We start from the raw sequence: 26,596 nt of genomic DNA on the forward strand, positions 1-26,596 counted from the left end.
ATTGTATTTAATACGGGAAGATTATTACTCTCTCCATCTAGACTTAATAATTGAGTAAGTTTATTAAAAGGAAAATGACAATGTTCATTTGACTCTAAAATTGTTTCTTTAATTTTATATATTATTTCTTTGAAATTATCTTCTTGATTTATTTGAGTACGTAATAATAAAAAGTTGTTTTGAAAAACCGTCTCTTCTTGACCTTGCTTAAAAACTGGCATTCCAATTACTACATCATCCCTATCGGTATATCTACTTAAGAGATATTTCACGCCTGATAATAAAATAGTGTACAGTAACATATCAGAATTATTGCTAATTGCTACAGCTCTCTTCGCAATATCCGATGGGAATTGACAATAATAACTTTCTTTAGAAGCCTGAAAATTATTTAAAGACAGACAATCACAAGGAAATCTACTTAACTCAACATCACCTGATAACTTGTCTAACCAATATTCTTTTTCTTTTTTTAATTTTTCACTAGATAATAAAACCTGCTGGGTAAATTTATCAAGCATTTTTTCTTCCCACCATTCTCTACGATATTGATACTAAATACTACATACTACATATTTAATGGTTATGTTACCCATAGACCCATCCGTTTTATCATGAGGGAGCACAATCATACTCGTCATTGGGAGTTTTCTTCCTCGGTAATAAAACTCCCAATGACGACCAATTGGATTGCTACTGTAGCGATAGAAGTTTCAACATAAAGCATAGAAATGCACTTTTCTCTTACTCAGATACATCCCTTAATTTTTTTACTTCACAGATTTTACCCTATCTAATATTTTCATAATTAACCCGCCCACGATGTCAGCTTGATGTAGTAAAAACATATGACCACCATTAACTGTTAGAAAATGAACCTCATTGCCCCATTCTACCCACTTCTTAGCCCCTTTTACTGTATAATTGGAGTCTGTTGTTCCACTAATAATGTACAGAGGCGCTTTCAACAATGTTGTGTCATCATTTATATAATTCTCAATGGCACGAAAGTCTGATCGAATAACTGGAAGGATATAGTTTAAAAGCTCCTGATGTTGTAATACTTCATCCGGTAATCCTCCCAAAGACTTTATATAATCTATAAAGTCTTTATCATCTAAATGATTTGTTTTTCTTCTTATTTCCGGTGGATTCATAGCAGAGATAATAACATTTTTAGGATTTATGCCCTTACTTTCTAAAATTTGAGCCATACGGTGAACTATAATTCCTCCCATGCTATGGCCAAATAATGTAACCTCTCCCTCTAAAATTGGTTGCATCTCCATTAAATATAAATTAACAAGATCATCTATGTTATCAACTAGTGGAGAAAGATTAGGACCATGGCCTGGAGGATCAAATGAAATAAGTTTTATATCTTTCGGTAAATAATTCTTTAAAGGTAAAAAAGAATTCGAATAGCCCCCAGCATAAGGAACACAAACCAAATATTTGTTACTATTCAATCCTGGCGATAAATCTTTCATTAATTTTCTCAAGTGACTTCTCCTTTATTAAATAAAATTTTCATCAAATAGTTGTTTAATCAAACAAATTATCAATTTCTTCATCACTAAGGTTTAAGGTTTCAAAATCTGATGAAGTAAATTCTTTTGTTTGCATTTGACAACAGGATTGGATATATGTCTGTAGTCGTTCTAGATAATCTGAAAATAAATTTTCTACAAAATTCTTTTGAAAATGACTTGTACTAAATGTCACATGAATTTCTAAGCTTTTATTCTTAACCATGGCCACAATATCCAATAATGCAGTAATATGATTATCTTTTGATTGTTCACTGCCACTTTGATAATCAACAATAGTAAACCATCCATCCCCGAGAGAATTATCTATCTCTCCTAAATAGTTAAAACGAATTATATTTTGAGTTAAATCTTTGCAAGAAGGAAACTTCTCTTTAAGAATTCCATATCCAATTCCCTTATTAGGTCTTTTACGAACCTCTTCTTTAACACTCTTTATTTGATTAGCAATATTATGCGAAACTTGTAATACAATAGGATACATCGTTGTAAACCACCCTACTGTACGTGAAATATCAAGATGCTCAAATAATTCCTCTCGACCATGACCTTCTAACTCAAATTTAATTTGATCTTGGTTTGTATATTTACCTAAATTTTCTGTCAACACAGCAAGTAACAACTCCATTGGCTGTGTATTGTAAGGCACATTTGCAGTAGTTAATAGTTTTCTTGTATCATCTGCATTCAATGTAAAGGTAAGAGTAGTACAACTTTCAACAGTACTATTTTCTTTTTCTCTATTAATTTGAAAATTATTATCTAGCGTGTTATCTATGGATTCCCAATAATCTAATTCAGCACGTACTAAATTAACTCCTCGACTATTTAAAGCTTCAGACCAATCTTGGAAAGAGTTAGTTTTTAATGGTAGCGATGGAACTTCTCCTAAATACAAGCTATTCAAACATCGGTTTGCATCTTCAATTAAAATACGCCAGGACACAGCATCAACAATAAGGTGGTGTGCAGTTAATAATAACAACTGTTGATCATTTGAAAGCTGGAATAAGGCCCCTTTAAATAATGGTCCTACATTCAAATTTAAACTTCCTTTTAACTCTTCACCTTTTATATGAACCTGATTCAAAGCCATTTCAATTGGAATTTCAGACAAATCAAACATGGTAACCTTAGAATCAACAATGGACATATCTTCGTCATAATAGAAGTAATCCTGCTTATCCTCATACCTTAACCGTAACAAATCATGATGATGCATGATCGTATTTAACATCTTATTAACATATTCTTCTTTAACCGGCTTCTTCAAAGACAGTAATACCGATTGATTCCAATGATGCGGGTTCTTAAACTGTTGATCAAGGAACCAACGCATAATAGGAGTAGGCTCTACCTTTCCTGTTACCAATGTTTGTGAGACTGTAACATCTTTTTGTTTAACTAACATTGCTGCCAATTCACTTACAACTGGATAATTTAGTACATCTTTAACTCTAACTTTCCATCCCAGTTCTTGTAATCTAGCGCTCACTTGGATCGCTTTAATAGAATCTCCACCTAAATGATAAAAATTACTATGCAATTCGATTCTATCAGTCTGTAATATTTCCTTGAGAACTTCACTAACCATTCCAGTAACATCTTCATCTACTTCTTCTAAATGAGTATGATTAGAACCGTTATTTAACATCGGATCTGGCAACGCTTGACGATCTACCTTTCCATTGATAGTAAGCGGTAGCTGATCCATATAGATAAAAAATGAAGGAATCATATAACTTGGTAGCATATGCGAAATAAAACTGCGTATTTCTATATTTTGAACACTGTCTTTCAAAACAATGTAAGCAACTAGATGATTTGAATTATCCTCACCTTGCCAATTCACCACTACTACATCTTTAACAGACTTGTGTTGTAACAGTGCATTCTCAACTTCCCCTATTTCAATACGATATCCTTTAACTTTCACTTGAGAATCCATCCGTCCTTGATACTCAATTAATCCATTTGGCAACATGACAGCTAAATCACCACTTCGATACATCTTCTCACTCGAAATAAATGGATTGGATAAAAAACGTTGCGCTGTTAAATCCGGACGATTTAAATAACCTTTAGCTACCCCATCACCCGATATATAAATTTCTCCTTTTACACCAATAGGAACCGGCTGAAGATTCTTATCCAATAAATATATTTGAACATTATCAGCTGGTGTACCAATTGGTACGGATGCTCTTCGATCTAGATCTGGATCATAACGATGAATCATACATCCAACCACAGTTTCAGTTGGTCCATATTCATTAATTATTTCAACTTTACCGCTAAAAAGATCATATATCTTTTCGGCTACTGAGGTTTTCAAATCCTCTCCACCCACAATCAATCTGCGAAGAGATGAAACTCTTGGGGGTGAATAGTTATTTAACAATGCTAAATGTGAAGGCGTAACTTTCAACACTGTTACTACATTTTCCTTGAGTATTTTTGACAAAATAAACTCATCTTCATTATCATGATATATTACTAACAATAAACCACTTATTAAAGGAGTGAATATTGAAGTTACTGTTAAATCAAAAGAAACGGATGAATATAATGCAAAAACATCATTTTCACTACTAATATAGTTCTTTTTAGCCCAGGAAATATAGTTAACCAATCCACGTTGAGTGATTACAGTTCCTTTAGGATTCCCCGTGGTTCCAGAGGTATAAATTATATATATTGGATCATTTGGTGCAGTTACTAGGGTTAGATTGGCATTATCTCCTTCATAAAGTTTCTGATCACATATATTAATTTTCTCACCTAAATATTCTAAATTACCCTCATTTGTATAGTCAGTTAAAAGTAATGTTGTGCCGCTATCATTCAAAATATAACGAATTCGGTCCTCTGGGTAGGAAGGATCTATAGGCAAATATGTACCTCCAGCCTTAATAACTCCCCAAATTGCAATTACTATCTCAAGTGAATGTTTAGCTAGTATACCCACGACTTGACCATTTTTGACTCCTTTTTCTCGTAACTTTCTTGCTAACTGATTAGATTTCTTATTTAATTCAAGATAAGTCATTGATCTATCAGCATGTTGAATTGCTATTTTTTCTGGTGTCTGTTTTACTTGTTCTTCAAATAATTCTTGAATAGTTTTTTCTTTCGGATACACAACAGCTGTATTGTTAAATTTCTCTAACATAAACTTTTGCTCATCATCCGATAACAAAGATAATTCTTTTATCGATTGATCTTCATTACGTAAAACTTGTTCTATTAAAGCTAAAAACCTCTCATGCATACAATTGATTTGATCTTCTTCAAAATCCGCGACTTTATAATCATATTGAATTTCTAAACCTTCATCTGCCCATTCCTTAATAACTAACTGCAATGAATAGGCTTGGTAACCACTGTAAAACTCCACGTTTTCTAAAGAAAATCCATCAATAGTATTTTTAAGTTTTGTATTATAGTAATTCACACTATATTGAAATAAACCATCGTATCCTTTACTAGTCAATTGCAAGTCTTTTACCAATAAGTTATAAGGATAACGCTGGTGAAATAGACATTGTTTTATTTCATGATTTACTCTTTTAATGAAAGATAGAACACTCTCATCTTCATCCACATTTAACCGTAACGGCATTGTGCTAGTAAACATACCTACTATTTTCTTTTCTAGTACACCGGAACGATTTAGTACAGGAGATCCAATGATAATGTCTGATTGATCATACATTTTATGAATATAAATAAGCATAAAGGTTGAAAATAATGTATTCATAGATATTCTATGTTTTTGTATAAAAGACTGTAGAGCAACCGATTTTTCTTTTTCAATTAAAAATATCTTTCGTTTCCCTTCTAGAGAATGAGATGTTTTTGATAAAAAGAAATCTGGCAGATTCATAAATTTCTCATTCCAATAATTCTTATTTTTTACGTATCGAGGGGATTCCAGATATTTCTCCTCTGCTTGTAAATAAGACAGATAAGTAGATTCAACCGTATCATTTATATGCTCATCATTCTTTAACTTAGAGTAAAAATCGATAATTTGACTCGTCATAAGTTGGATTGTCCAACCATCAGCTATAATATGATGAAACTTAACAAAATAGGAGCTTTCTACATCACTTATTTTCAAGAGCACAAATTCAAACAGAGGGCCTCCTTCAAGTAGAATTTGTTTTTGAAATTCATCCCGGGCCCATTTTCTAGCTTCTAAACTTGGATTATGATGATTAGAAAAATCAATTAAACGTATTGGTGTAGGTTCAAATGGTGATATATATTGGTGGGGTTCTCTATGTTGTTGAAAAATCCGTAGACGTAAACCATCATTTTTCTTAATGAATAATTGAATTGCTTTTTCTAAAATTGTAAAATTAATTTCCCCATTAATAAGAACCATCCCTCCGATGTTATACATAGATGTGTTTGGATAAATTTGTTCATTATACCAAACTCTTTTTTGTGGATGCGTAAGAGAATGCTTTACAATTGTTTGTTGCATATTTCCACTTCCCCTCTATCCACATCCGTTGGTGTTTCCGGAAATTGTATATTAATATAGTGAGGATAAGGATTTATATTCTCAAGATTATGTTCTAAAATTAATATTCCATTTTCGTTGCTAGTTTCCTTAAATCCAGCTAATCGGTACGTAACAAACATCATACGGTTACGGTCAGTCTGTCTAAACTCAGCCAAAAAGCGTTTACCTGCCTGTTTTGTTCTTTCCATTAGATATGTGAGGAGTATAGTACCAACGCCACGGGACATTACACGACAAGACATGAGAAGAAGTTTTAGGCAGTCGGCTTCCTCCGTCCTTTTTACAAGTGTTAAACCAATCTTCCCATAGGAGCCATATTTATCTGATAACTCACAAACTAATAATAAATAATCTGGATGATTACGATAATAGTTTAATTCATCATAATCATAGGTAATACCAGTCGAATTTAATTGATTCGTACGTACTGTTAACTCCTCTGCACGCTGCAAATCTTCCTCACGAGCCTCACTAATCACAAAATTCATCCCAAGTGAAGCTAAAAATTCTTCTTTTGGGCCTTCATATTCTTCTTCATCCTTCGTTCTCTTAAGATTTTCTAAATACATCAGTCTTCGACGACCTGAATCTTCTGTAATTCTTTTTGGTTGTAGTCGTGGCAAGTCTAATAACGACTTATATTCATTTACATGTATACACAGAATATCATTATGAACGCTCTGTACTTCTTCTAATTCAAAAGGTTGGTCATCAATGAACGCAAAAGTATCAATACCTATGTTTAAATTTTTTCTAATTTTCTCAATGGAACTAGATTTAGAGTTCCAATGAATCTCCGGATATAAAAAATACTCTTCTATTCCAAATTCCCGTAATTTAGCTATTGCATCTTCGTAGTTATTTTTACTAGCAACTGATTGCAGTATTCCACGTCGATCTAATTCACATATAATTTCATAAATTCCAGGTTTTAAAGTAACTGTACCACTCTCTAATAAAACACCATCCCAAATTGTACAATCTAAGTCCCAAACAACACATTTAATTTCCTTACTCATAATAATGCCTCCTTTGTTTTATTCATTTTCACAGTTCCCATCTCCATCACTATAAGCTTATCTGCCAAATGAAAATATTGATCGTCGTGAGTAATAGCAATAATACATTTACCCTTCGCTCGCATTTGAGGTAACAATTCTTCATAAAAGAAGCGTCTATAACCAGGATCTTGATCCGCTGCCCATTCATCAAATAAAAGTATAGGTCGATCTTCCAAATACGTAACCAGCAATGCCAACCTTTTCTTTTGTCCAGTTGATAGTTGCGTAGTAGTAAAGCGCCCATTCTCAATGCCAACCTTGTCACTCAGTTGGAGAAGTTCTAAATAATGATCGATTTCTGCTTTCATTCCTTCTGTATTAATTCCATATAGCCTATCAAAAACATGAAAATCACTCAGGATAGCTGAATAGTATTGATTCAATTCCTCTGGAGCTATTTCTTTTCCATTTAATAAAACGTTACCTTCATTAGGTTCATATAACCCAGTAATCAGTTTTGATAAAGTAGATTTTCCACTCCCATTACCACCAGCAATAAAGACTATTTCTCCAGAATTAAAGTCCATGTCTATTGGACCAATACCAAAACCAGTAAAATCTCCATCTTTATTCTTATACTTATAACTTACATTTTGTAGCTGCAAACAAATTGGCACATCTAAGTACTCTTTTGTTGTTGCGATTTGCTCATTTGCCTTTATATGATCTACACTCTTCACCATTTGTTGAATACGTTGCCAAGAAATACGTACATTTACGAGCTGAGGGATACCGCCCAGTATTTCATTAACTGGACCTGTCATATACAGAAAAACAATTACATAGTTACTTATCGTCTCTTTTGGCATATTAACAAAAATTTCTGGAAATACGAAAACTACAATACCAATAACAAAAATGAATAATAGTTCTCCCAGAACAAACACATTTGCAAATTTAATATCTCCTATCGTTCGTTTAACACGATAGTTATTACAGCTTTCATTCATAACTTCTCGAAAATCGTTTCGTTTTCCAGTATGAAGCCTAAGCTCTTTGAAACCATGCCTTAGATCACCAATCAAACGAAAATATACATTCTGAATATCTCTTGTTTCATTCCAAACTTTATCTGCTTGTCGTCCGATCAAAGAATATACCCCTGCAGTAATAAAGATGATACACAAGGATAGTAAAAAGGCATACATATTCATTACACCAAGATAGAGAAAACAAAATAGTAACGTTAATAAACTTGTTCCAGCAGTAACTAATAGATTGAGAGAACGAGAGATAACTTCCGTATCGTTATTTAATGTCGCCTCTATTCGGCCCTTCTCAATCAACTCCAATTTGTAATAAGGAGTCTGTAACAACTTATCTGTTAATTCCATCCTTTTTTCATAAACTAGCTCGTTTGTATACGATACAATGCTAGTTCTAATAATACGTTGTGAAAAGATATACATAACGATTCCAAGTACAAAGTAAAACAACAAGCCATTTTCCAAATTATTTGATCTAACAAACGTTTCATTAATCACAAAAATGAGAAAGGCATTACCAAATCCTGATATTAATCCCAAAACAATTAAAGTCAAAAGCGACTTTCCCTTTTGTCTTGGAAAACAAAGATTTAAGAATGTATGGATAACATAGGCCAAACCCACCCCAGCAATTGCATATATTGCAAGTACAACAGTTAAAGGAGCCCAAACTTTTATAAATGCCCACGGAAGCCCTCCAAACAAGAGATTTGGTAGTTGATAAAGTGCATAAATCATTAGCCCATATATCGCAACAACTAATACCATATGTAACCATGTTTTTCCCGTTGGTAATATAAACTTTCTTTTTCTAAAAATAATCTCCCTGATTAAATGAAATAACATGACCAATAACGTTAGTAAACACAAAGATGAGATCACAAATAAGGCTGTTCCTATTTGATCCGTTTTCTTATATTCATCATAGAGTAACGGTTTAACTTCTTTATCTATCATCATATTTAAAAGACTGCTACCGATATAGTAAGTGTAATTACTATTCAGATTTGCTAATACTACGACCCCTATCTGTTCCTCATCACGGAAACCAATATACGATGAATAATTTGGGTTACTTCCACCATGTGAAATTTCCCCTCCACCACTTTGATAGACCTCCCATCCAGCTGCATATGAAGCTCCATTGCTATCTGGGGCAACCTTTCTATTCGCTTTATGAGAATCGTTAATCAATTCCTCCGGAAACATCCTAGGCTTTTCAACCCCAAGCTGTAATTTTAACCATCTTTCCATATCATTTATATTTGAAATAAAATATCCAGCCGGTGTATTCCCCCTATAATTAGGAGCGTCATAGGGTAATGATTGTAAGAAATTACGCTTGTAACCTTGGGCCATGTTATCTAATGGGGCCATCTCACGTCCAGCGTATGTACTCAATAAATCCAACTTTGATAGCACATAATCTTGAACATATCTTTCAAATGATTGATTAGTTGCCTTCTCGATTACTAAGCCTAATAGATCGTAGTTAACCGTAGAATATTCAAAACTGCTACCCGGCTCTCGGTTTAGTCCTATTGGCATAACATTCCTAATCGTTTTCTCAATAGAATCTTTGCCATTGGTTATAGGAATATATCCAATGGCCTTTTCCGGTATTCCACTAGTATGGTGTAATAAGTCATAAAGTGTAATTTCATAAGGTTTGCCTTTATACTCCATTTCAAACCATGAAACATATTTAGTTAAAGAATCACTAAGTTTAATTTTCCCTTCTTTTTCTAGCTGCAATACAGCTAATGCCGTAAAAGCTTTTGAAGTAGAACCTAGCTCGAAAAGCGTCTCATTCGTAACTTGACGTTTTTTGTTTGTATCGGCATAGCCATAATTCTTCTTATAAATCGTTTCATTTCCTTTTACAATTACTACTGAAAGTCCAGGAATACCCGCTTGAGATATTTGTTCTTCTATATGCTTCTGTATTTTCTTCTCATTAAACTGTACCGTTTCCTGTGCTTCCACCTGTCGATAAGGGAGTACTATTAAGGTCATTAAAATGATAAACTTCAACCATATGTTTAACTTCATATTTTTAGCCCTCTTTTAGTTAACTTGGATTAACTTTTCAATTTTCTTTTTAAATGGTTGCACAACATTTTGACCAATACGTTCAATTTCATGCTCACTAATCTGAGAAGTAATAAGAAAATAATTTGCCCCTATTTCCCAAAAATCAGTTAACGTCGAGATGACTTCCTCATAGCTACCAACTATAGAAATTGAATTAGATGGGTTAACTAAACTTAGACCTCCCCAAAGATGATCATCTATCCACATACTATCTTTTGTAATTAAATCTTTGTATCGGCGAAGTCCAACAGAATCTGCATTATCTAAAAATAGCTTAGTCATCCGCTTTAAGGCTGCTGGTGTTCTCTCAAGTAATTCATATGCTTCTTTATATGCTTCTTCCGAAGTCTCACGAGCAATGATGTCTACTAAAATAGCACCTGGAATTTTCTCGCGTCCATATTGCTTAGCGTAATTATTAACTGTTTGATAGTGTTCTCTAAGACTTTTGCGGTCTGTTGCATAAAGTATATAAGCATCACCATACTCTGCAGCTACTCTCATTGCCTCCTCGGAGGACCCCGCTACAAAGTAGCGGGCACTTCGAGAGAGATCTTCCTTTGGATAAATATCACTATTTTCTACTTGATAAAACTCACCTTTATAGCTAGTTACTCCTCGTCTTAATTGTTGTAACAGCTCAATATATTCTTTTGTCCTAGCATATCGAACATGGTGCGGTTCTGGTAATCCATCACGCGCAAGGACAAGCGAGGCACTTCCAGTTACAATGTTAATATCTGCACGATTACCAATTAAACTATTTAAAGTATTCAATGCTTTTGCTGTTACGGTAGGAAGCATCTGGTTTGTATTTTGCGCAACCAAAATCTTTACAAACTCCGTATTCATTCCAATCATAGACGCTGCTATCATTGGATCAACAGATGTTGGTGCAATAGAAACCAATACCGAGTCAAAGTTATTCTTCTCAGCTCTTTTAGCTTGATTAACATATTCCTCTAGTAGTTCTTTTGTTTGTGGTGTTGGAATAACAGGTAATCCCCAGCAAAACTCAACTTTTGACGGAACTACTTCTTTATTAATCATGTTGTTCCCCTCCCTTTACTACTTTCTACTTTTTAAAGCAGATAATGTATTTTTCATAACCGATTTCGCTTTCAATAACTCTTTTTTATTTGTTAAATTGTTATTTACTTCTTGATTACTTAAATATTTAGCAAGAGATTTAATTGACGTATGCTCATAGAGAACAACTATAGGTAAGTCTCGTTTAAAGGCCTCTTTTAATTTCACATTAATACGAACAAGATCTAAAGAACTCATTCCTAGATCGAAGAAATTATCGTAAATTCCTATTTCTTCGATTCCAAACATATCTTTTAATAATTCGTATAATTGTTGTTCAATTTCGTTAGTAGGTGGTCTATACGTTGTGGAAACATCTGAACGATTCTGCTTTAATCTATTCTTACTTCCTTTTTCCAATAGTTCATTATAATAGTTGGCACCATTTAAAAGTTTCCAATGTAAATCTATTGGAGAAACCACGACTTGTTGTTGATTTCTATTGATGATACTACGGAATACTTTTAAACCCTCTTCTACAGTTACACCATCATGTAATACACTTTCCATATCCATATTAAATTGCTTTGCCCATATTTCAGCCGACTTAAGTGACATACCCACCTCTTGCCAATCTGGCCAATTAATAGCTACAGTGAACACTCCATCATGAGCCCGCTTATAAAACGCAAATGCATCTAAAAATTCATTCGCTGCATTATAACCACTCTGACCAAATTTCATATGATACGCCACATTACCAATTGATGAACATAATACGAAGAAATCAATTGGTTCATCTTTTAATAAAGCATCGAGTACTAGTGTACCTTTAATTTTCGGAGCTAAAATTTTATTATTAGATTCTTTTTCACGATTCATCATAATACCTAGATAATCAGCGACACCTGCTGCATGAATTACGCCATTAATAGAACCAAAACGAGATTTAGCCTTTTCAATTGCCTGTTTCATATCATCTTGATTGGAAACATCAGAACTTAGGATCATGTATTCTGCACCTTGAGACTCCATTGTCAACAAATCAGAAATAACTCGACTTACACGCTCGTCTTTATTTTCTAAGTACTGTTCCCATTGATTACGTGGTGGGAACTCTGAGCGGCCAATCAATATAAGTTTGACATTTGGTACTCTATTAGCTAAATCTTTTGCAATTTCAAATCCAATTCCACCAAGTCCACCAGTAATTAAATAAACGCCACCCTCTCGTAATCTTTCAATTTCTACATCTTCTTCCTCAAAAGGACTTTGAATAATCGTTTGCGCCCATCGATGACGTCCTCGATAAGCTACAACTATATCAGTAGAATCCACAAAACTCTCCATTAAACCCGCTTCTTCAAACATTTGTTGAGAATCTGTATCCATATCAATGGTACGACATTTTATATTTTGAAACTCAAGATTGCATATTTTTGAAAAGCCTAGAATTGTAGCTTGCTCTGGCTTTAAGTTCAGCTCTGTACCTGTAACTTCAAACATACGGTCAGTAAAAATGTTTAACTGTAATGCTCCCTCATAATTAATTTTCCCAATTGCTTGTGCAATATAAAGTAACGAATAATATCCTTCATCCATTGATCGTTCAATTCTCTCTTGATCGAGAATAACCTCATTAACTGGATTAAAGCTCCAAGCATGTATAATCTTATTTGGTAATAAATCTTTTTGTTCTAATTCTGAAAATAGCATTTCATAATGCATTTTTTGAGATGGACATATCGTATATAAACCGTCGGATTTTTCAGAGAAAATACCACCTGTTTTAACTTCAATTACATCATGACCTTCTCTTTTTAATTTTTCTATCAGTCGATTGAATCGATTTAGATGATCATTGAAAATAAGCCATTTATATTTTTGTTCTTTCTTTATTTGTATAGATTTTAATGTTTTGCGTTCCCAAGAAGGCAAATAAAACCAGTCTTTAATATTAGCCTGTTTATTATGGCCTCTTGTTTCCTGAGTTAAACTCTGAGATTGAGTATTAAAAAATGGATCAGCTTTAAATCGTTTTTTCATGAAAGGATACGTTGGTAAATCTAATAACCTTTTATTCTCACTGTTATTAAAAGTATTCCAATTTATAGTTCCACCTTGCATCCATAACCGTCCCATTTGCTTGCATAAATGCTCGAAGTCATTTGATTTATCCAGAGGATGACGTAACATGTTTAAAGCCAATTGATCTTTACTTCTATTTAAATGTTTTAATACAAAAGTTGATAATGCATTACCTGGGCCAATCTCAAGGCAAATTACATTTTTCAAATAAAAAATTTCAGATAATCCCTTTGAAAATTGAACAGTACTTCGTAGATGCTGTGCCCAATAAGAAGGTGATGTGGCTTGATTTACTGTAATCATTTCACCTGTAACATTAGATATATAAGGTATTTTAGGACTTGATAATTTTATATTTCCTACAGCTTGCTCAAATGCATCTAGAACTTCATCCATCATTCGAGAATGGAAAGCATGCGAAGTAAATAGACGCGTTGTCTTTACTCCATGATTTAAAAGTAATTCCTCAATCTTATTGATTGAAAGTACAGTACCAGAAATTACTGAATGTTGAGAGGAATTTACAGCTGCTATATCTACATCATCTGTTATATAGGTTTTTAATTCTTCAACAGATAAATTTACACTTAGCATAGCGCCTTCTGGTACGCTATTCATTAACTTCCCTCTAATCATTACTAAATGTAATGCATCTTCATAAGACATTACTTCTGCTAAACAAGCTGCTACAAACTCACCAATACTATGGCCAAACATGACCCTTGGATAAACTCCCCAATTCATTAGAAGCTTGGCTAATGCATATTCAATAGTGAATAGTAGAGGTTGCGTCATTGAAGTTCTATTTAACTGTTCAGTTGCTTTATCCTCTGTCTCCTTTGTAGGATACAAAATATTTTTCATGTCTATTTCTAACCAATTTGAGAGTAAGGCTAAACCTTGATCAACGTGTTCACGAAATACAGGTTCATTTTCATATAAATCTCTACCCATATTGATATACTGTGATCCTTGACCTGAAAAAAGAAAGGCTAAAGGTCTACTCTCCATTGCGTTTGTTTTCTCTAGTCCCGTATCACCAAGTTTTTCTATGGCATCCTCTATTCCATTAGCAACTACAGCAGTTCTATATGGAAATTCACGACGACCTTTTTGTAATGTATAAGCTGTATCAGATAGTGATATCTCTGGATTCTCCTTCAAATGCAATAATAGATCGTTAGTAGCTTTATCTAAGGATTCCTCTGTTTTTGCTGAAACAGTTAATAAATTCCAAGATTGTTTTTCAAAATTCTTAGCATTGTCAGGAACAGACTCTAACACTATATGTGCATTAGTTCCACCCATCCCAAACGAACTAACACCCGCTCTTCTTACCTCTTCTTTCCATGGGATAAGTTCCGTATTTACACGAAACGGATTTTTTCCAAAATCAATGCTAGGGTTTGGGTTATTATAATGAAGGCTCGGCGGAATTTTCTTGTTTTTCAAAGCTAAGACCGTCTTTATAAATCCTCCAACTCCTGCTGCAGCATCTAAATGTCCCATGTTCGTCTTCACTGATCCAATTAAAACTCTACCTGGTTCTTGCTTACCAAAAGCTAACTTCAATGCTTCTACTTCTATAGGATCACCTAGTTGCGTACCAGTACCATGAGTTTCTATATATGAGATTTCTTCAGGCTTAACGCCAGCTATTTCATGAGCCGATTTTATAACAGCAGCTTGTCCATCAACCCCTGGCGCTGTAAATCCAGCCTTATTGGACCCATCATTGTTTACTGCAGCCCCCTTAATAACTCCATGTATTAAATTCCCATCTCGAAGAGCGTCCTCTAACCTTTTCAGTACTACAATACCAGCACCATTTCCACCCACTGTTCCTTGAGCGTCCTTATCAAAAGCTCGACAATGACCATCTGGTGAGAAAATCATACCATCTTCATATAAATATCCTGTTTTTGTTGGATAAGTTATACTTACTCCCCCGGCCAAAGCTATATCGCATCGTCCATCAATAAGATCTGCCCATGCGTTTTGAATAGCAACTAAGGAGGTAGAACAAGCTGTTTGTACTGTAATCGCTGGTCCTTTTAGATTTAATTTATAAGCCAATCGAGTAGCAAAGAAATCTTTTTCGTTTAACAACATTGCTTGGAAATCTTCTAATGTATTTGAAGATTCACTAGCAATAGAACGAAGCCAGTGGAAATTTGGTGATCCTCCAACATAAACTCCTGTATTCATATGAGAAGAATTAACCTCACCTGCTTGTTCTAGTGCTTCCCATGCGCATTCATGAAGTATTCTCAGTTGTGGATCCATCATTTCAGCATCTTTTAGACTGTAATCAAAAAATTCATTATCGAATGCATCTACATCTTCTAAATACCCTTTAGATTTTATATAATTAGGTTTTTGAATCACTTCTTTTGGTATGCCCATCTCACTAAGTTCTTCATCTGTAAATGTACGAATGGATTCTATCCCTTGTTCTAAATTTGACCAGAATTGCTTAAGATTAGAAGCGCCTGGCATACGAACCGCCATACCAACCACTGCTACATCATTTTTATTCATAGATAAAAAATTTTCTTTCTTAACCTCTTCAGGTTGGTGTTCCATAGCATTATCACTTCTAAAGTAGGAAGCTTGATCATGAACCGTTGGGTATCGGAATAACATAGGCATTGTAAGTTCTTTTTCAAACTTGCTTCGTAAACGAGAGAACAATCGAACCATTTTTAAGGAGTTCCCTCCAACATCAAAGAAATTATCATACAACCCTACTTTTTCTACCCCCAAAACTTCCTTCCAAACATCAGCTACCGTTGTTTCAAGCTCATCTAGTAAATCATTTGGTTGTACTAACTTAGTAGGCTTAGGTAAAGCACGACGATTAACTTTTCCATTCGTAGTTAATGGCATTTCACTTAAAAGTACAAAATACATAGGTATCATATACGAAGGTATTTTGTCAGTAAGATAATAACGTAATTCATTTTGAGATATATCTTGATCAGTTAGTATATAAGCACACAGTTCTTGTTCCTCTCCAAAAGCAATAGATAAAACTACCGCTTCCTTCACATCCGCATGCTGTTGTAAATGATGTTCTATTTCTCCTGTTTCAATTCGATAACCACGTATCTTCACTTGATGATCACTACGACCTATATACTCCATTTCGCCATTTTCAAGAATACGGACTAAATCTCCTGATTTATATAATCTTTCACTTGGATTATAAGGATTCTGTATAAAACGTTCACTGTTTAGTTCAGGTCGATTTAGATATCCCCGCGCAACTCCATACCCTCCAACATAAAGTTCCCCTTGCATTCCCTTAGGTGTAGGATTCATATGTTTGTCAAATACATAGCACGAATACGTAGGAAGAGGCACGCCTATAGCACTAAGATTACTGTGCATTTCTTTTTCTCCAATTTCCTTATAAGTAACATGTACTGTCGTCTCAGTTATTCCATACATATTTACTATGACCGTATTAGGTGAACGCTTAAACCAACTTTGCAGTAAACCTGGCTTCAGCATTTCCCCTCCAAATGTAATTAACCTAATTTTAAAAGCAAGTTTAGGCATCTCTTCAACTACTTGTTGAAAAACATAGAATGCAGATGGAGTTTGATTCAATACCGTTACTCCCTCATCTGCAATCAACTGAGCAAGTTTATACGTATCACGGATTGTTTCTTTTGTTGCCAGGACAAGACGTCCACCATAAGTAAGTGATCCAAATATCTCCCAAACTGACATATCAAAACAGAAAGAATGAAATAGTAACCACACATCATTACTAGAGAATTTAAAACTATTTGGTTGATGCATGACAAGTTGTATTACATTACTATGTTCAATCATAACCCCTTTAGGACGTCCTGTTGTTCCAGAAGTATAAATGACATATGCTAAATTATTTGGGGCAACATCTACTCTCTCGAAATCTTGTATCGGTGTCTTATTAAGTTCTTCAATAAAAAGTATTGTGCTATCAAATTTAACTTTATCCTCAAATAAATTTGAGGTTATTATTACATTTGAACCACTATCTTGAAGAATAAAATCAATGCGTTCCTGCGGATAATCAGGATCAATTGGAACATAAGCCCCACCTGCTTTTAAAATACCAAGTAGAGAGATAATCATATTAAATGAGTAATCCAACATTACAGCTACTGGCGAATCTAAAGTTACACCTTCTTTTAGAAGAGCAAATGCCACTTTATCCGCAAGCTCATTCAATTCTCCATAAGTCATCTCACTATTCTCAAATGTAAGTGCCACTCTCTCAGGATGCTTTTCAGCTTGCATCTCAATTAATTGATGAAGTGTTGTGTGTGGGAATGTAGCACTTTGATTTTGACCACCTTGAAGCAAAAACTTTTCTTCTGCCTCATCTAACATCTTAAGAGTTTGTATTGGTTGTCCTTCATCTAAAAGCATTGAATCTAATAGTTGTATAAAATGGTTAGTTATACTGGTAATAATGGATTCATCAAATAGATCTTCAGGCCACATCATTGCAAGTTTAATAGAATCGAAACACTCTATTGAGACAGTTAAATCATAGTTGGTCATTTCATTTACTTCATAACCTGAAATTCTTACACTTTCATCAATTTCTTTCAGCTTTTCTATATCAAGAGGGTAATTCTCAACTACCATAATAGTGTCAAATGACACGTTTAAATCAACAATAGGAGTCGTTTCATATTCAGTTCTTCTTTGGACATCACTTTGAATTCTTTGTAAAAGATCTGAAACAGTCATTCTCCCATCAGCACTTACACGAAGTGGTGGTGTATTAATAAATAAACCTACCATTTCACTCAGACCATGCATTGGAATTGAACGCCCGGATACTGTTGTACCGAATATTACGTCCTCTGAATTTTTGTACCTTTGTAATAATAGACCCCAGGCTGTATAAAATAATGTAGCCAATGTTACACCTTGATTACTTGCAAAACTTCGAAATCTATCACTTCGCTCTTGATCTATCTCTTTTACATATGTTTTTGCTTTTTTTAGTTGATTAGAATTTTTATTGGATAAATTTATTTGTTCAGTTAATTCATTTAAATATTGTTCCCAAAAAAGCTTTTGTTTTGATTTATCTTGTTTTTGTTGCCATAGTATATATTCTTTAAATTTCTTTTTATTTATAGATGATGGTACATCTCCCTTTATTAACTCTCGATATACCTTAATAAACTCTTGTAAAATAATACTATTACTCCAACCATCAAACAAAATATGATGATGACGTAAAACCATTTCATATTCGCCTTCGTTCAAATGGCACAGTTCGATAGAAAAGGGAACTGTTTGTAAATCAAAGCTTTCTGTATTATTAGAGACTTTACCATCACTATATATAATCTTCGGAGTATGCTTTTTTAGTATAAGTTGTACAGGTTGTTTAACTTTTTCCCATCGAAAAATTGTACGTAGCATTTCATTTTCCCGCGTCACATAATTCCACGCCTCTTCAAACTTTGGAATATTAATTTTTCCAGTTAAGCAAAGTCGAAGTTCTTCATGATATAGCTTTCCTTCGGGTTCTTTCAAATAATGATAAAGAATACCTTCCTGCACTGGTGTAAGGGCGATTACATCTTCAATATCTTCTTTATGAATCTTTACTGCTTTCCTCATTAACAGAACCTCCTACAAGTGTGGTATGGTGTGAATATTTATCGGAACCTAATAAGGCAAGTGCTTTTCTATCTATCTTTCCGCTATCCGTTAATGGCATTTCATTTACACGTACAAAACGGTTAGGTATCATATAATCTGGTAAAAATAAGCGAAGATATTTTTTTAACCTCTCTAACTCAATATCATTTTCTGACTCATAGAAAGCTATTAACTTAACTACCATCTCAGATTCTTGTCTTACAATTACCGCACATTGTAAAACTCCTTCACAAGACATTAAACACGATTCTATTTCCCCTAACTCAATACGAAGCCCATTAACTTTAACTTGAAAATCAATTCTTCCATGAAACTCAATATTCCCATCCGATCTTATTAAAGCTAAGTCACCGGTTTTATATATACGGGTATCAAGGGAATATTGTACAAACTTTTCTGCCGTTAATTGTGGCCTATTTACATATCCACGTGCTAATCCTATACCTGAGATACATAATTCTCCTATATGACCTTCCGGAAGTTTATTACCATATTTATCAACAACAAACATCTCAATATTCCTAATTGGTCTCCCTATTGGAATGCTCCCTTCTGTAATCTCATATGTCGGACAATCATAAGCAGTCACATCAATGGTTGCTTCAGTAGGTCCGTACAGATTAGTAAGAATTGTACCATTAGAGAAATTTAACAGCTTGTTAAAACGGTTTACATGTTGAGACAGTAGTGCCTCACCACTAACAAATACTTGTTTTAACGATTTTATTCGGTTAGTTTCACCTGTCACATCAAGATAGTGTAAAAATGCACTTAACATAGATGGTACAAAATGCATAATTGTCACGTCATTACTTTCAGTTGTCTCAATAATAGCCTGTGGAAACTTCTCCATCCCCGGCGCAAGAATACATACTTTGGCTCCAACTATGGCCCACCAGAACATCTCCCACACGGATACATCAAATGTATAAGGGGTCTTTTGTAATATAGTATCCTTTGAACTAATTGGATAAGTCTCTTGCATCCACTCAATTCGGTTTATTAAGGCCGAATGCTCAATCATAACACCCTTAGGTTTCCCGGTTGAACCGGAAGTGTATATTACATACACAAGATCAGAGGGTTTGTTAATACACTCTAGATTTTCACTCTTTCCTTCATAGGAAATCGAATCTAAAGCCAACATATCAGCTATCAAACTATCTTGAAAACGATGTAGGATTTGCTTTTGCGTAAGTATTAATTTAGCACCGCTATCTTCTATAATGAATTGTAATCGTGATGATGGATGATTCGGGGAAAGCGGCAGATATGCTCCGCCCGCTTTTAATATCCCGAAAATTCCGACAACCATTTCGATAGATCGCTCTACCATAATACCTACAACTGTATCTGGTCCAACTCCACCTTCACGTAAAAGACGAGCTAATTGGTTACTTTTTTCATTTAATTCCTTATAGGTTAATGTTTCTTTTTTAAAAATAACAGCAACCTCATCTGGCGTACGGACTACTTGTTCTTCAAACAGCTTCTGTATACATGTACTCATCCGGGTTGTATCACTCCTTTAGTTACAGGTATTTTTTCAATGGCGCGTTTTGCTTTTTTAGCAAATCCCTTACCAAGTAATAGCTGATGAATCTGATTACTCCCCTCAACGATCTCCATTGTTTTAGAATCTCTAAAGCACCTTGATATTGAATAATTATCATTACAACCAAGTGCTCCCATAATCTGTACAGCATTCGTTGAATGCCTTGTACCTGAGCGCGATGCAAAATATTTTGCAATCATAATCTTTTCAGTAGCATCAGCTCGATGCTCATTTTTGGCCTTACAAGCTTCTAAACTAAGTAGTATAGAAGCTTCTAAATCTACTCCCATATCCGTAATCATATGTGAAATCATGCCATGATTAATTAGAGAGTTACCAAATGCACTTCTATGTAATACATGATTCCCACATATTTCTAAACAAGTACGTAATACACCAAGAGCAGCAAAGGCAATTGAAATACGCCCAAATTCTAAAGCATACGGTGCAAGGTAAGTAAAAGCAAATCCTGGTCTACCAATGATATTTTCTAAAGGTATTTCTACATTATTGAATTCAATTTCTGCCAAATATGCAGCTTTAAATCCAAGCATGTCTCTTATATGAGTAACATTTACACCCGCACTATCTTTTGGTACTAAACAGGCAACTGGTTGTTCACCATTTAGCTTTCCAAATACCAAAAACACATCAGCAGCTGCACCAAAAGTGATCCACTTCTTCACTCCATTAAGTATTAATTTATCCCCGTGTTGATCGAAGTTCGTTTTAATCATATTTAAATCTGATCCTGCTCCAGGTTCAGTAAGAGCTAATGCAGCTATTTGATTACCAGATGCAAGTAATGGTAACCACTGATTTTTTTGATTTTCTGTTCCCCATTTTAAAATCGTTTCTGTTACCATCGTATGGACATTAAATAATCCCGAAAGAGAGACACTACCTCTTGCTATTGCTTCAGTAAATAACCCATACGTTACATAATCCCATTCTAATCCACCATACTCTGCTGGAAGTGTTCCACCTAAATAACCATTTTTAGCACAAGTCTTTATTATGTCTGATGGAATGCCCTGTTCAATCTCCCAACTATTAGCGTAAGGTTCTATATTTTCACAAACAAAATCCAAAAAATTCTGATACATTTTATATTGAGATGGCTCTAAGTATTGTTTCATGTCCATTACCGAACCATTTGCTTATTTCTTATAAAATTACCAATAGAATTTACAGACTTATAGTTATCCATATCTAAGTCATCCATAGTTACCTTTATGGCAAATTCTTTTTCAAGAAAAGTCATCAATTGGATTGCAAATAAAGAATTAACTAATCCTTCTTCAAAAATCTCAGTATCATCATTAAATTCAATACCTACATGATCTTGAATATACATATGAATAATTTGTTCTAAATTTTTATCTTGCATTTTATACACCCCTATTTGTAATTTTTAATTTTAATAAGCGTAAAAACCTTTACCACTCTTTCTACCACATTCACCTGCATCCACCATCTTTTTAAGTAATGGACAACATCTAAACTTTGGATCTTGATATTCCTCATAAAGTACATTCAAAGAATGTAATACTGTATCTAACCCAATTAAATCTGCTGTTTCTAATGGACCCATTGTATGTCCAAAGCATTTTTTAAATATATCGTCTACCTGTTTAGGCGTTGCTACACCATCCATTACAACCCAAGCCGATTCATTCATGAATAAGTGGGAGATACGGTTAGAAACAAACCCAGTCTGATCATTAACCACAATTGCATCTTTATCTAATTGTTTGAGGAAAGATTGAGCTTTTTCGACCGTTTCATCTGAAGTTAAATACCCTCTAATAACTTCTATAGATGGTTTCATATATACCGGATTCATAAAATGCATTCCTATTATTTTATCTGGACGCTTTGTTACTCCTCCTACTTTTGTTATTGAGATACAAGACGTATTGACTCCAAAAATTGTATCCTTTTTACATATCTCATCTAATCTTCTATAGATCGGCTCTTTAATTTGCCAGTTTTCTGGAACATTTTCTACTATATAATCACATTCAGCCACTTCATCAAGATTAGTAGAGCTACTTATTAACGAAAGTACTTCTTCCTTATGCATTCTAGGAAATGCTTTATTAATTAGAGGAGCAAAGCGAACTGTCTCTAATATTTTCTCTTCCGCTATTTCTAACTGCTCTTCTGTAACATCAATTAATACCGTTTCTAGACCATGCAGCACTAAATCTACTGCCATGCCGATCCCCATTGTTCCAGCACCTACAATACCAATTTTCTTGAACATTTATCCATCATCGCTCCCTTAATATATTTATAATTTATATCTAAAAACTTTTACATTGAAGAACTCTTTGCAGGTAACGTTTTTGTTCTCTCTCTTTAATCTGTTTTTCAGTAAGTGCTGTTTTCATCATTTGGATTGCTTCTTCTACATCACTTTTCTCCACTGAATACCCCGAATTAATTTTTTCTTCCAATTGACTTTGGACCTTTTGAAATGGGAGTACTACCTTTTTCTGATAATCACTTAAATCTGTATTATAATTTTTTGTACTTACAACTACAGTTAAACACCCTGATATAACTTCTTCATAATCAGATTCTTGTAATGTAAAAGAATTTTTTGTATTTAGGATATCTTTCTCCCTTTCATAATTACATGTCGATATAGCAGGGTTAATAGCTTGCAGAAGATACTTCAAGACTTCCTTTGGTCCCATTTCAATAGCTTTCATAGACCCTTGATTCATTAGATAATGAATCATGTCCAACCATTTCACAGGCTTTATTAATTGTAAGTAAAGGTTTTCTCTGATATTTTCTACACCTTTATACATTGAACTATCATGATTCGCTATGACAGGTACTAATGGCTGTTTCATATCTATATTTTCTAGTACACTCTTATATTTTTCAGCAGCAGGTTGCATCATAGGAGAATGAAATGGCCCACTTAATTTAAGGGGGATTGCAATTCCCCCATGCTCTACTACCATTTCACAAGCTAACTGAACCGCAGAGTTTGTACCAGAAATTGATGTTTTATTTGGAGTGTCATAAGCCGATATATATACTTCCTGTCCCTTGGTTAACAATTCTGAACAAATACCTTCAACAATTTCTGGAGCAAGATTGTTAACCCATGCCATAGTTCCATCTATAGTCAATGCATAGCTACTCAAAATCGTACTACGTTCTTGTACTAATTTTAAGGTATCTGAAAATGCAATTGCTCCAGAAGCACATAGAGCTGTATATTCTCCCAAAGAATATCCAATCATTGCCTCTGGTTTATTGCCTATTTCCTGTTCAAAAACTCGAAAAGCTGCCATGCTAGTTGTTACTAAAGCAGTCTGTGAATTTTGTAACTTTTCAAGGTCAGCTTTGTATATCTTCTCCATACAAAGGGAAGCCATGTCTATTTTTAGAGTGTCACTTGCTTCTTCAAATATCTCACGTGCTACAGGGAAGTTTTCATAAAGGTACTTACCCATTCCAGAATAATGGGATCCTACGCCAGGAAACATAAATACAATATTCATCTTTTTATCTCCCTTTTTTTCATCTTAAGCTATCTTCAACTCTATCTAATAAAGCTCGTCCCTCTTCAGTTTTTCTTAAATTCACTAAATCAACTACATAGCGAATATCTGATACATCATTCCATCCTAAATCCAGTGCAAGATTCATATGCTTTAACGAAAGATCGATTCTATCAATTAATGAATACCCACATGAAAGTAAAAAGTGATGCCATGCATTTAAATCTCCTACAGTACGAGCTTTTTGTACAAACTCACTAGCTTTATTAAAATCTGAATAGTATCTTAGTTGATGGTATGCGGTAAAAACGAAATTATCTAATTCGTTATAAGGAAACACATAAGCTGTATAGGTTTGAAGATTTGTGAATCCAACTTTTCCCGCTAGTTTAATAGATGGAATACGAAAATCCTCTGTCTTCCAATGTGGTGTTCTTCCTTGTTTTAAACAGTCATCCAAGAATGCTCTTGCAGCCAACCAAGCATACCCTTTACCTCGCTGGAATAAATCATAAGTATTAATTCCAATTTCCACATCAGTATCTGTTGCAAAAACCGATAAGCAACTAGTTACAACTTGTTCATGTACCATTACTACATAACCAAATCCATTTCGGATGAAATCCTGAGTTGACTCCCAAAAATCAACAATATCATCCCGTACCATTGCGAACTTTTTATCTGATAGCATGTCGATTGTAATTCGTTCCACCGTTACCTCATCAGGCATATTAGGTTTAGATAACTTATTATAAGACTTCGGATCAAAAGTAAATGTTACTCGAGTGTAAGGTTTAGGAATAAACATTTGCAATTGTTCCTCGACAACCTGTTTCCATTTTGATTCGGGTAATAATTCAACCTGAAAAAAGTCATCCCCTATTTGCTGAGCCTCAGGTGCAATTACTTCTTTAATAAAAGTTGGTAGACTTGAAACAAAATTACTTGTAGGATCACCTAATAAATAAAAAATTTCTTGTTCTGCCCATACAAGTGCACATCTAGGGTTATTAGGATTATCCACATAAATATGTCCCTTATTGTAACCATGAGCTATACCATTAAGTATTGGATGGTTCTTATAATCAACGAGAAGTGGAGATATTTGTTTGAATTCATCCTTTTCTTTTACCAATTCATAAATCATATTCTTAAAAGTCCTCCCTTTTGAGAACAAGTGTGAAGTGCATGCTGCGCAATAATTGGCTGAAGTACCTGCGAGGTACCTTCAATAATTTCTAAAACCTTTGCTTCCCTAAATAAACGCTCAACAGGATATTCTCTTGAAAACCCGTTTCCACCAAACACTTGGACAGCGTCTGTGGCTACCTTCATAGCCATCTTTGAGGCAAAATATTTTGCAATGGTTGTTTCAATTACAGCATCAGTATGTCTATCCTGACGCTTTTTCCCAGCCTCTTGGCATAACGAACGAGCTGCTTTTATATTTACACTTGCTTCTGCTAAAATTGTTTGAATTGCTTCATATTCACATATATATTTATTTCCTTGTTTTCTTCTTCTTGAATAAGCTACCATTGCTTCTAGTGCTTCTTGAGCAATGGCTACTCCCGCCCAGGCAATACTATATCTACCATGATCAAGAGCTGTGTTAACTACATAACTCCATCCACCCCCAATTGGTCCTAACAAATTTTCAGCTGGTACCTTTACATCTTGCAAATGAATCTCAGCTATATGCGAGGAATTACTTGCTAACAGTTTACTCATTTTATTTGTAGAAACACCCGTCATTGACCGTTCAACAATAAAAGCGCTAACTTTTCCCTCACTAGACGCAAAAACTAAAAAACAATCCGCAATGTCAGCAAAAGAAATCCATTTTTTGTGCCCATTAAGAATAAAATGATCATTAACTTGTTTATAGGAAGTTCCAACCGCTTTTGCATCAGAACCAACTTCTGGCTCAGTTAGGGCAAATGAAAATAATAGGTTCCCCTTTGCCATCTCAGGTAACCATTTTCTCTTTTGCTCTTCAGTCCCCCACCTTTTAATTGACTCCCCTACTAAAGATACATGAACTGTAAGTAATTCACGAACCGAATTACAAGCTTTACCAATGATTTCAGTAAGACGACCATAATCTAAAGAATCAAGAGAAAGCCCACCATATTCTTTTGGTATCGTTGCACCCAATACACCATAACTTGAGATTTCTTGTATCACATCATAGGGAAGCTCTTCATTACTTTCAAACTCACTTGCTCGAGGCCGAAGCTTCTTTTCCGCAAACTTATCAACTACTCCCAGAATCTCTTCTGCATTACTCATACTGTGAAATTCCCATTCTTCTTTTTGTTAATTAGATCAACCATATTATTAATAGTAGAAAAGTTAATAATATCAAGTTCATCATTATCTACTACTATATCAAACTCCGTTTCTATGAAATTTAACATTTGCATAGCAAAGAGCGAATTTACATAACCTTTTTCAAATATGTTGTCATCATTAGCAACAATAGTTTCC

The 26,596-nt window shown here is 34.3% G+C and carries 15 protein-coding genes; all 15 read right to left on the bottom strand.

Annotation, left to right across the window (positions count from 1 at the left end; all coding sequences use genetic code 11):
• Positions 1-521: condensation domain-containing protein (locus ABWK52_RS15225; protein ID WP_353771978.1), on the bottom strand; the 521-nt coding region annotated here is incomplete at its 3' end.
• A gap of 249 nt (positions 522-770) precedes the next feature.
• Positions 771-1,502, bottom strand: coding sequence for a thioesterase II family protein (locus ABWK52_RS15230; protein ID WP_234483367.1), 732 nt, complete (start codon positions 1,500-1,502; stop codon positions 771-773).
• A gap of 43 nt (positions 1,503-1,545) precedes the next feature.
• A complete protein-coding gene (locus ABWK52_RS15235) occupies positions 1,546-6,042 on the bottom strand; it encodes a non-ribosomal peptide synthetase (RefSeq protein ID WP_098535186.1) in 4,497 nt (1,498 codons plus the stop codon).
• Positions 6,024-7,103 carry an HAD-IIIC family phosphatase gene (locus tag ABWK52_RS15240; protein ID WP_000031543.1) on the bottom strand — a complete coding sequence of 360 codons (1,080 nt, stop codon included), beginning with the start codon at positions 7,101-7,103 and terminating at the stop codon, positions 6,024-6,026. The genes ABWK52_RS15235 and ABWK52_RS15240 overlap by 19 nt, the downstream gene beginning before the upstream one ends.
• Complete coding sequence (locus ABWK52_RS15245; RefSeq protein WP_098541664.1) at positions 7,100-10,183, bottom strand: cyclic peptide export ABC transporter; 3,084 nt, start codon at positions 10,181-10,183, stop codon at positions 7,100-7,102. The genes ABWK52_RS15240 and ABWK52_RS15245 overlap by 4 nt, the downstream gene beginning before the upstream one ends.
• Positions 10,184-10,198: 15 nt before the next feature.
• Complete coding sequence (locus ABWK52_RS15250) at positions 10,199-11,275, bottom strand: LLM class flavin-dependent oxidoreductase (protein WP_000608549.1); 1,077 nt, start codon at positions 11,273-11,275, stop codon at positions 10,199-10,201.
• 18 nt (positions 11,276-11,293) lie between these two features.
• The gene (locus ABWK52_RS15255) at positions 11,294-18,982 is read right to left on the bottom strand and encodes a hybrid non-ribosomal peptide synthetase/type I polyketide synthase (protein WP_098541662.1); all 7,689 of its coding nucleotides are present in this window, start codon (positions 18,980-18,982) and stop codon (positions 11,294-11,296) included.
• Complete coding sequence (zmaJ, locus tag ABWK52_RS15260; RefSeq protein WP_098541660.1) at positions 18,957-20,534, bottom strand: zwittermicin A synthase ZmaJ; 1,578 nt, start codon at positions 20,532-20,534, stop codon at positions 18,957-18,959. The genes ABWK52_RS15255 and zmaJ overlap by 26 nt, the downstream gene beginning before the upstream one ends.
• Entirely contained in the window at positions 20,531-21,724 is a 1,194-nt protein-coding gene (locus tag ABWK52_RS15265; RefSeq protein ID WP_098541659.1) for an acyl-CoA dehydrogenase family protein, read from the bottom strand. Before ABWK52_RS15265 ends, zmaJ begins: the two co-directional genes overlap by 4 nt.
• Positions 21,724-21,969, bottom strand: a complete 246-nt coding sequence (locus tag ABWK52_RS15270; RefSeq protein ID WP_001152970.1) for an acyl carrier protein — start codon at positions 21,967-21,969, stop codon at positions 21,724-21,726. The genes ABWK52_RS15265 and ABWK52_RS15270 overlap by 1 nt, the downstream gene beginning before the upstream one ends.
• A 30-nt stretch (positions 21,970-21,999) precedes the next feature.
• Entirely contained in the window at positions 22,000-22,848 is an 849-nt protein-coding gene (locus tag ABWK52_RS15275; RefSeq protein WP_000473347.1) for a 3-hydroxyacyl-CoA dehydrogenase family protein, read from the bottom strand.
• A 40-nt stretch (positions 22,849-22,888) separates the two neighbouring features.
• Positions 22,889-24,106, bottom strand: coding sequence for an ACP S-malonyltransferase (locus ABWK52_RS15280; protein ID WP_061884892.1), 1,218 nt, complete (start codon positions 24,104-24,106; stop codon positions 22,889-22,891).
• A 19-nt stretch (positions 24,107-24,125) separates the two neighbouring features.
• Positions 24,126-25,253 (bottom strand): GNAT family N-acetyltransferase, encoded by a 1,128-nt coding sequence (locus ABWK52_RS15285; RefSeq protein ID WP_098541657.1) that lies wholly within the window; start codon positions 25,251-25,253, stop codon positions 24,126-24,128.
• Positions 25,250-26,398: an acyl-CoA dehydrogenase family protein gene (locus ABWK52_RS15290; protein WP_098541655.1), complete on the bottom strand. Its 1,149-nt coding sequence runs from the start codon at positions 26,396-26,398 to the stop codon at positions 25,250-25,252. Before ABWK52_RS15290 ends, ABWK52_RS15285 begins: the two co-directional genes overlap by 4 nt.
• Positions 26,395-26,596 (bottom strand): acyl carrier protein (locus tag ABWK52_RS15295; protein ID WP_327901126.1); only part of this gene is annotated, 202 nt, incomplete at its 5' end. The genes ABWK52_RS15295 and ABWK52_RS15290, both read right to left, overlap by 4 nt.

This window comes from Bacillus sp. AP50, from assembly GCF_040492675.1.
Classification (GTDB): domain Bacteria; phylum Bacillota; class Bacilli; order Bacillales; family Bacillaceae_G; genus Bacillus_A; species Bacillus_A cereus.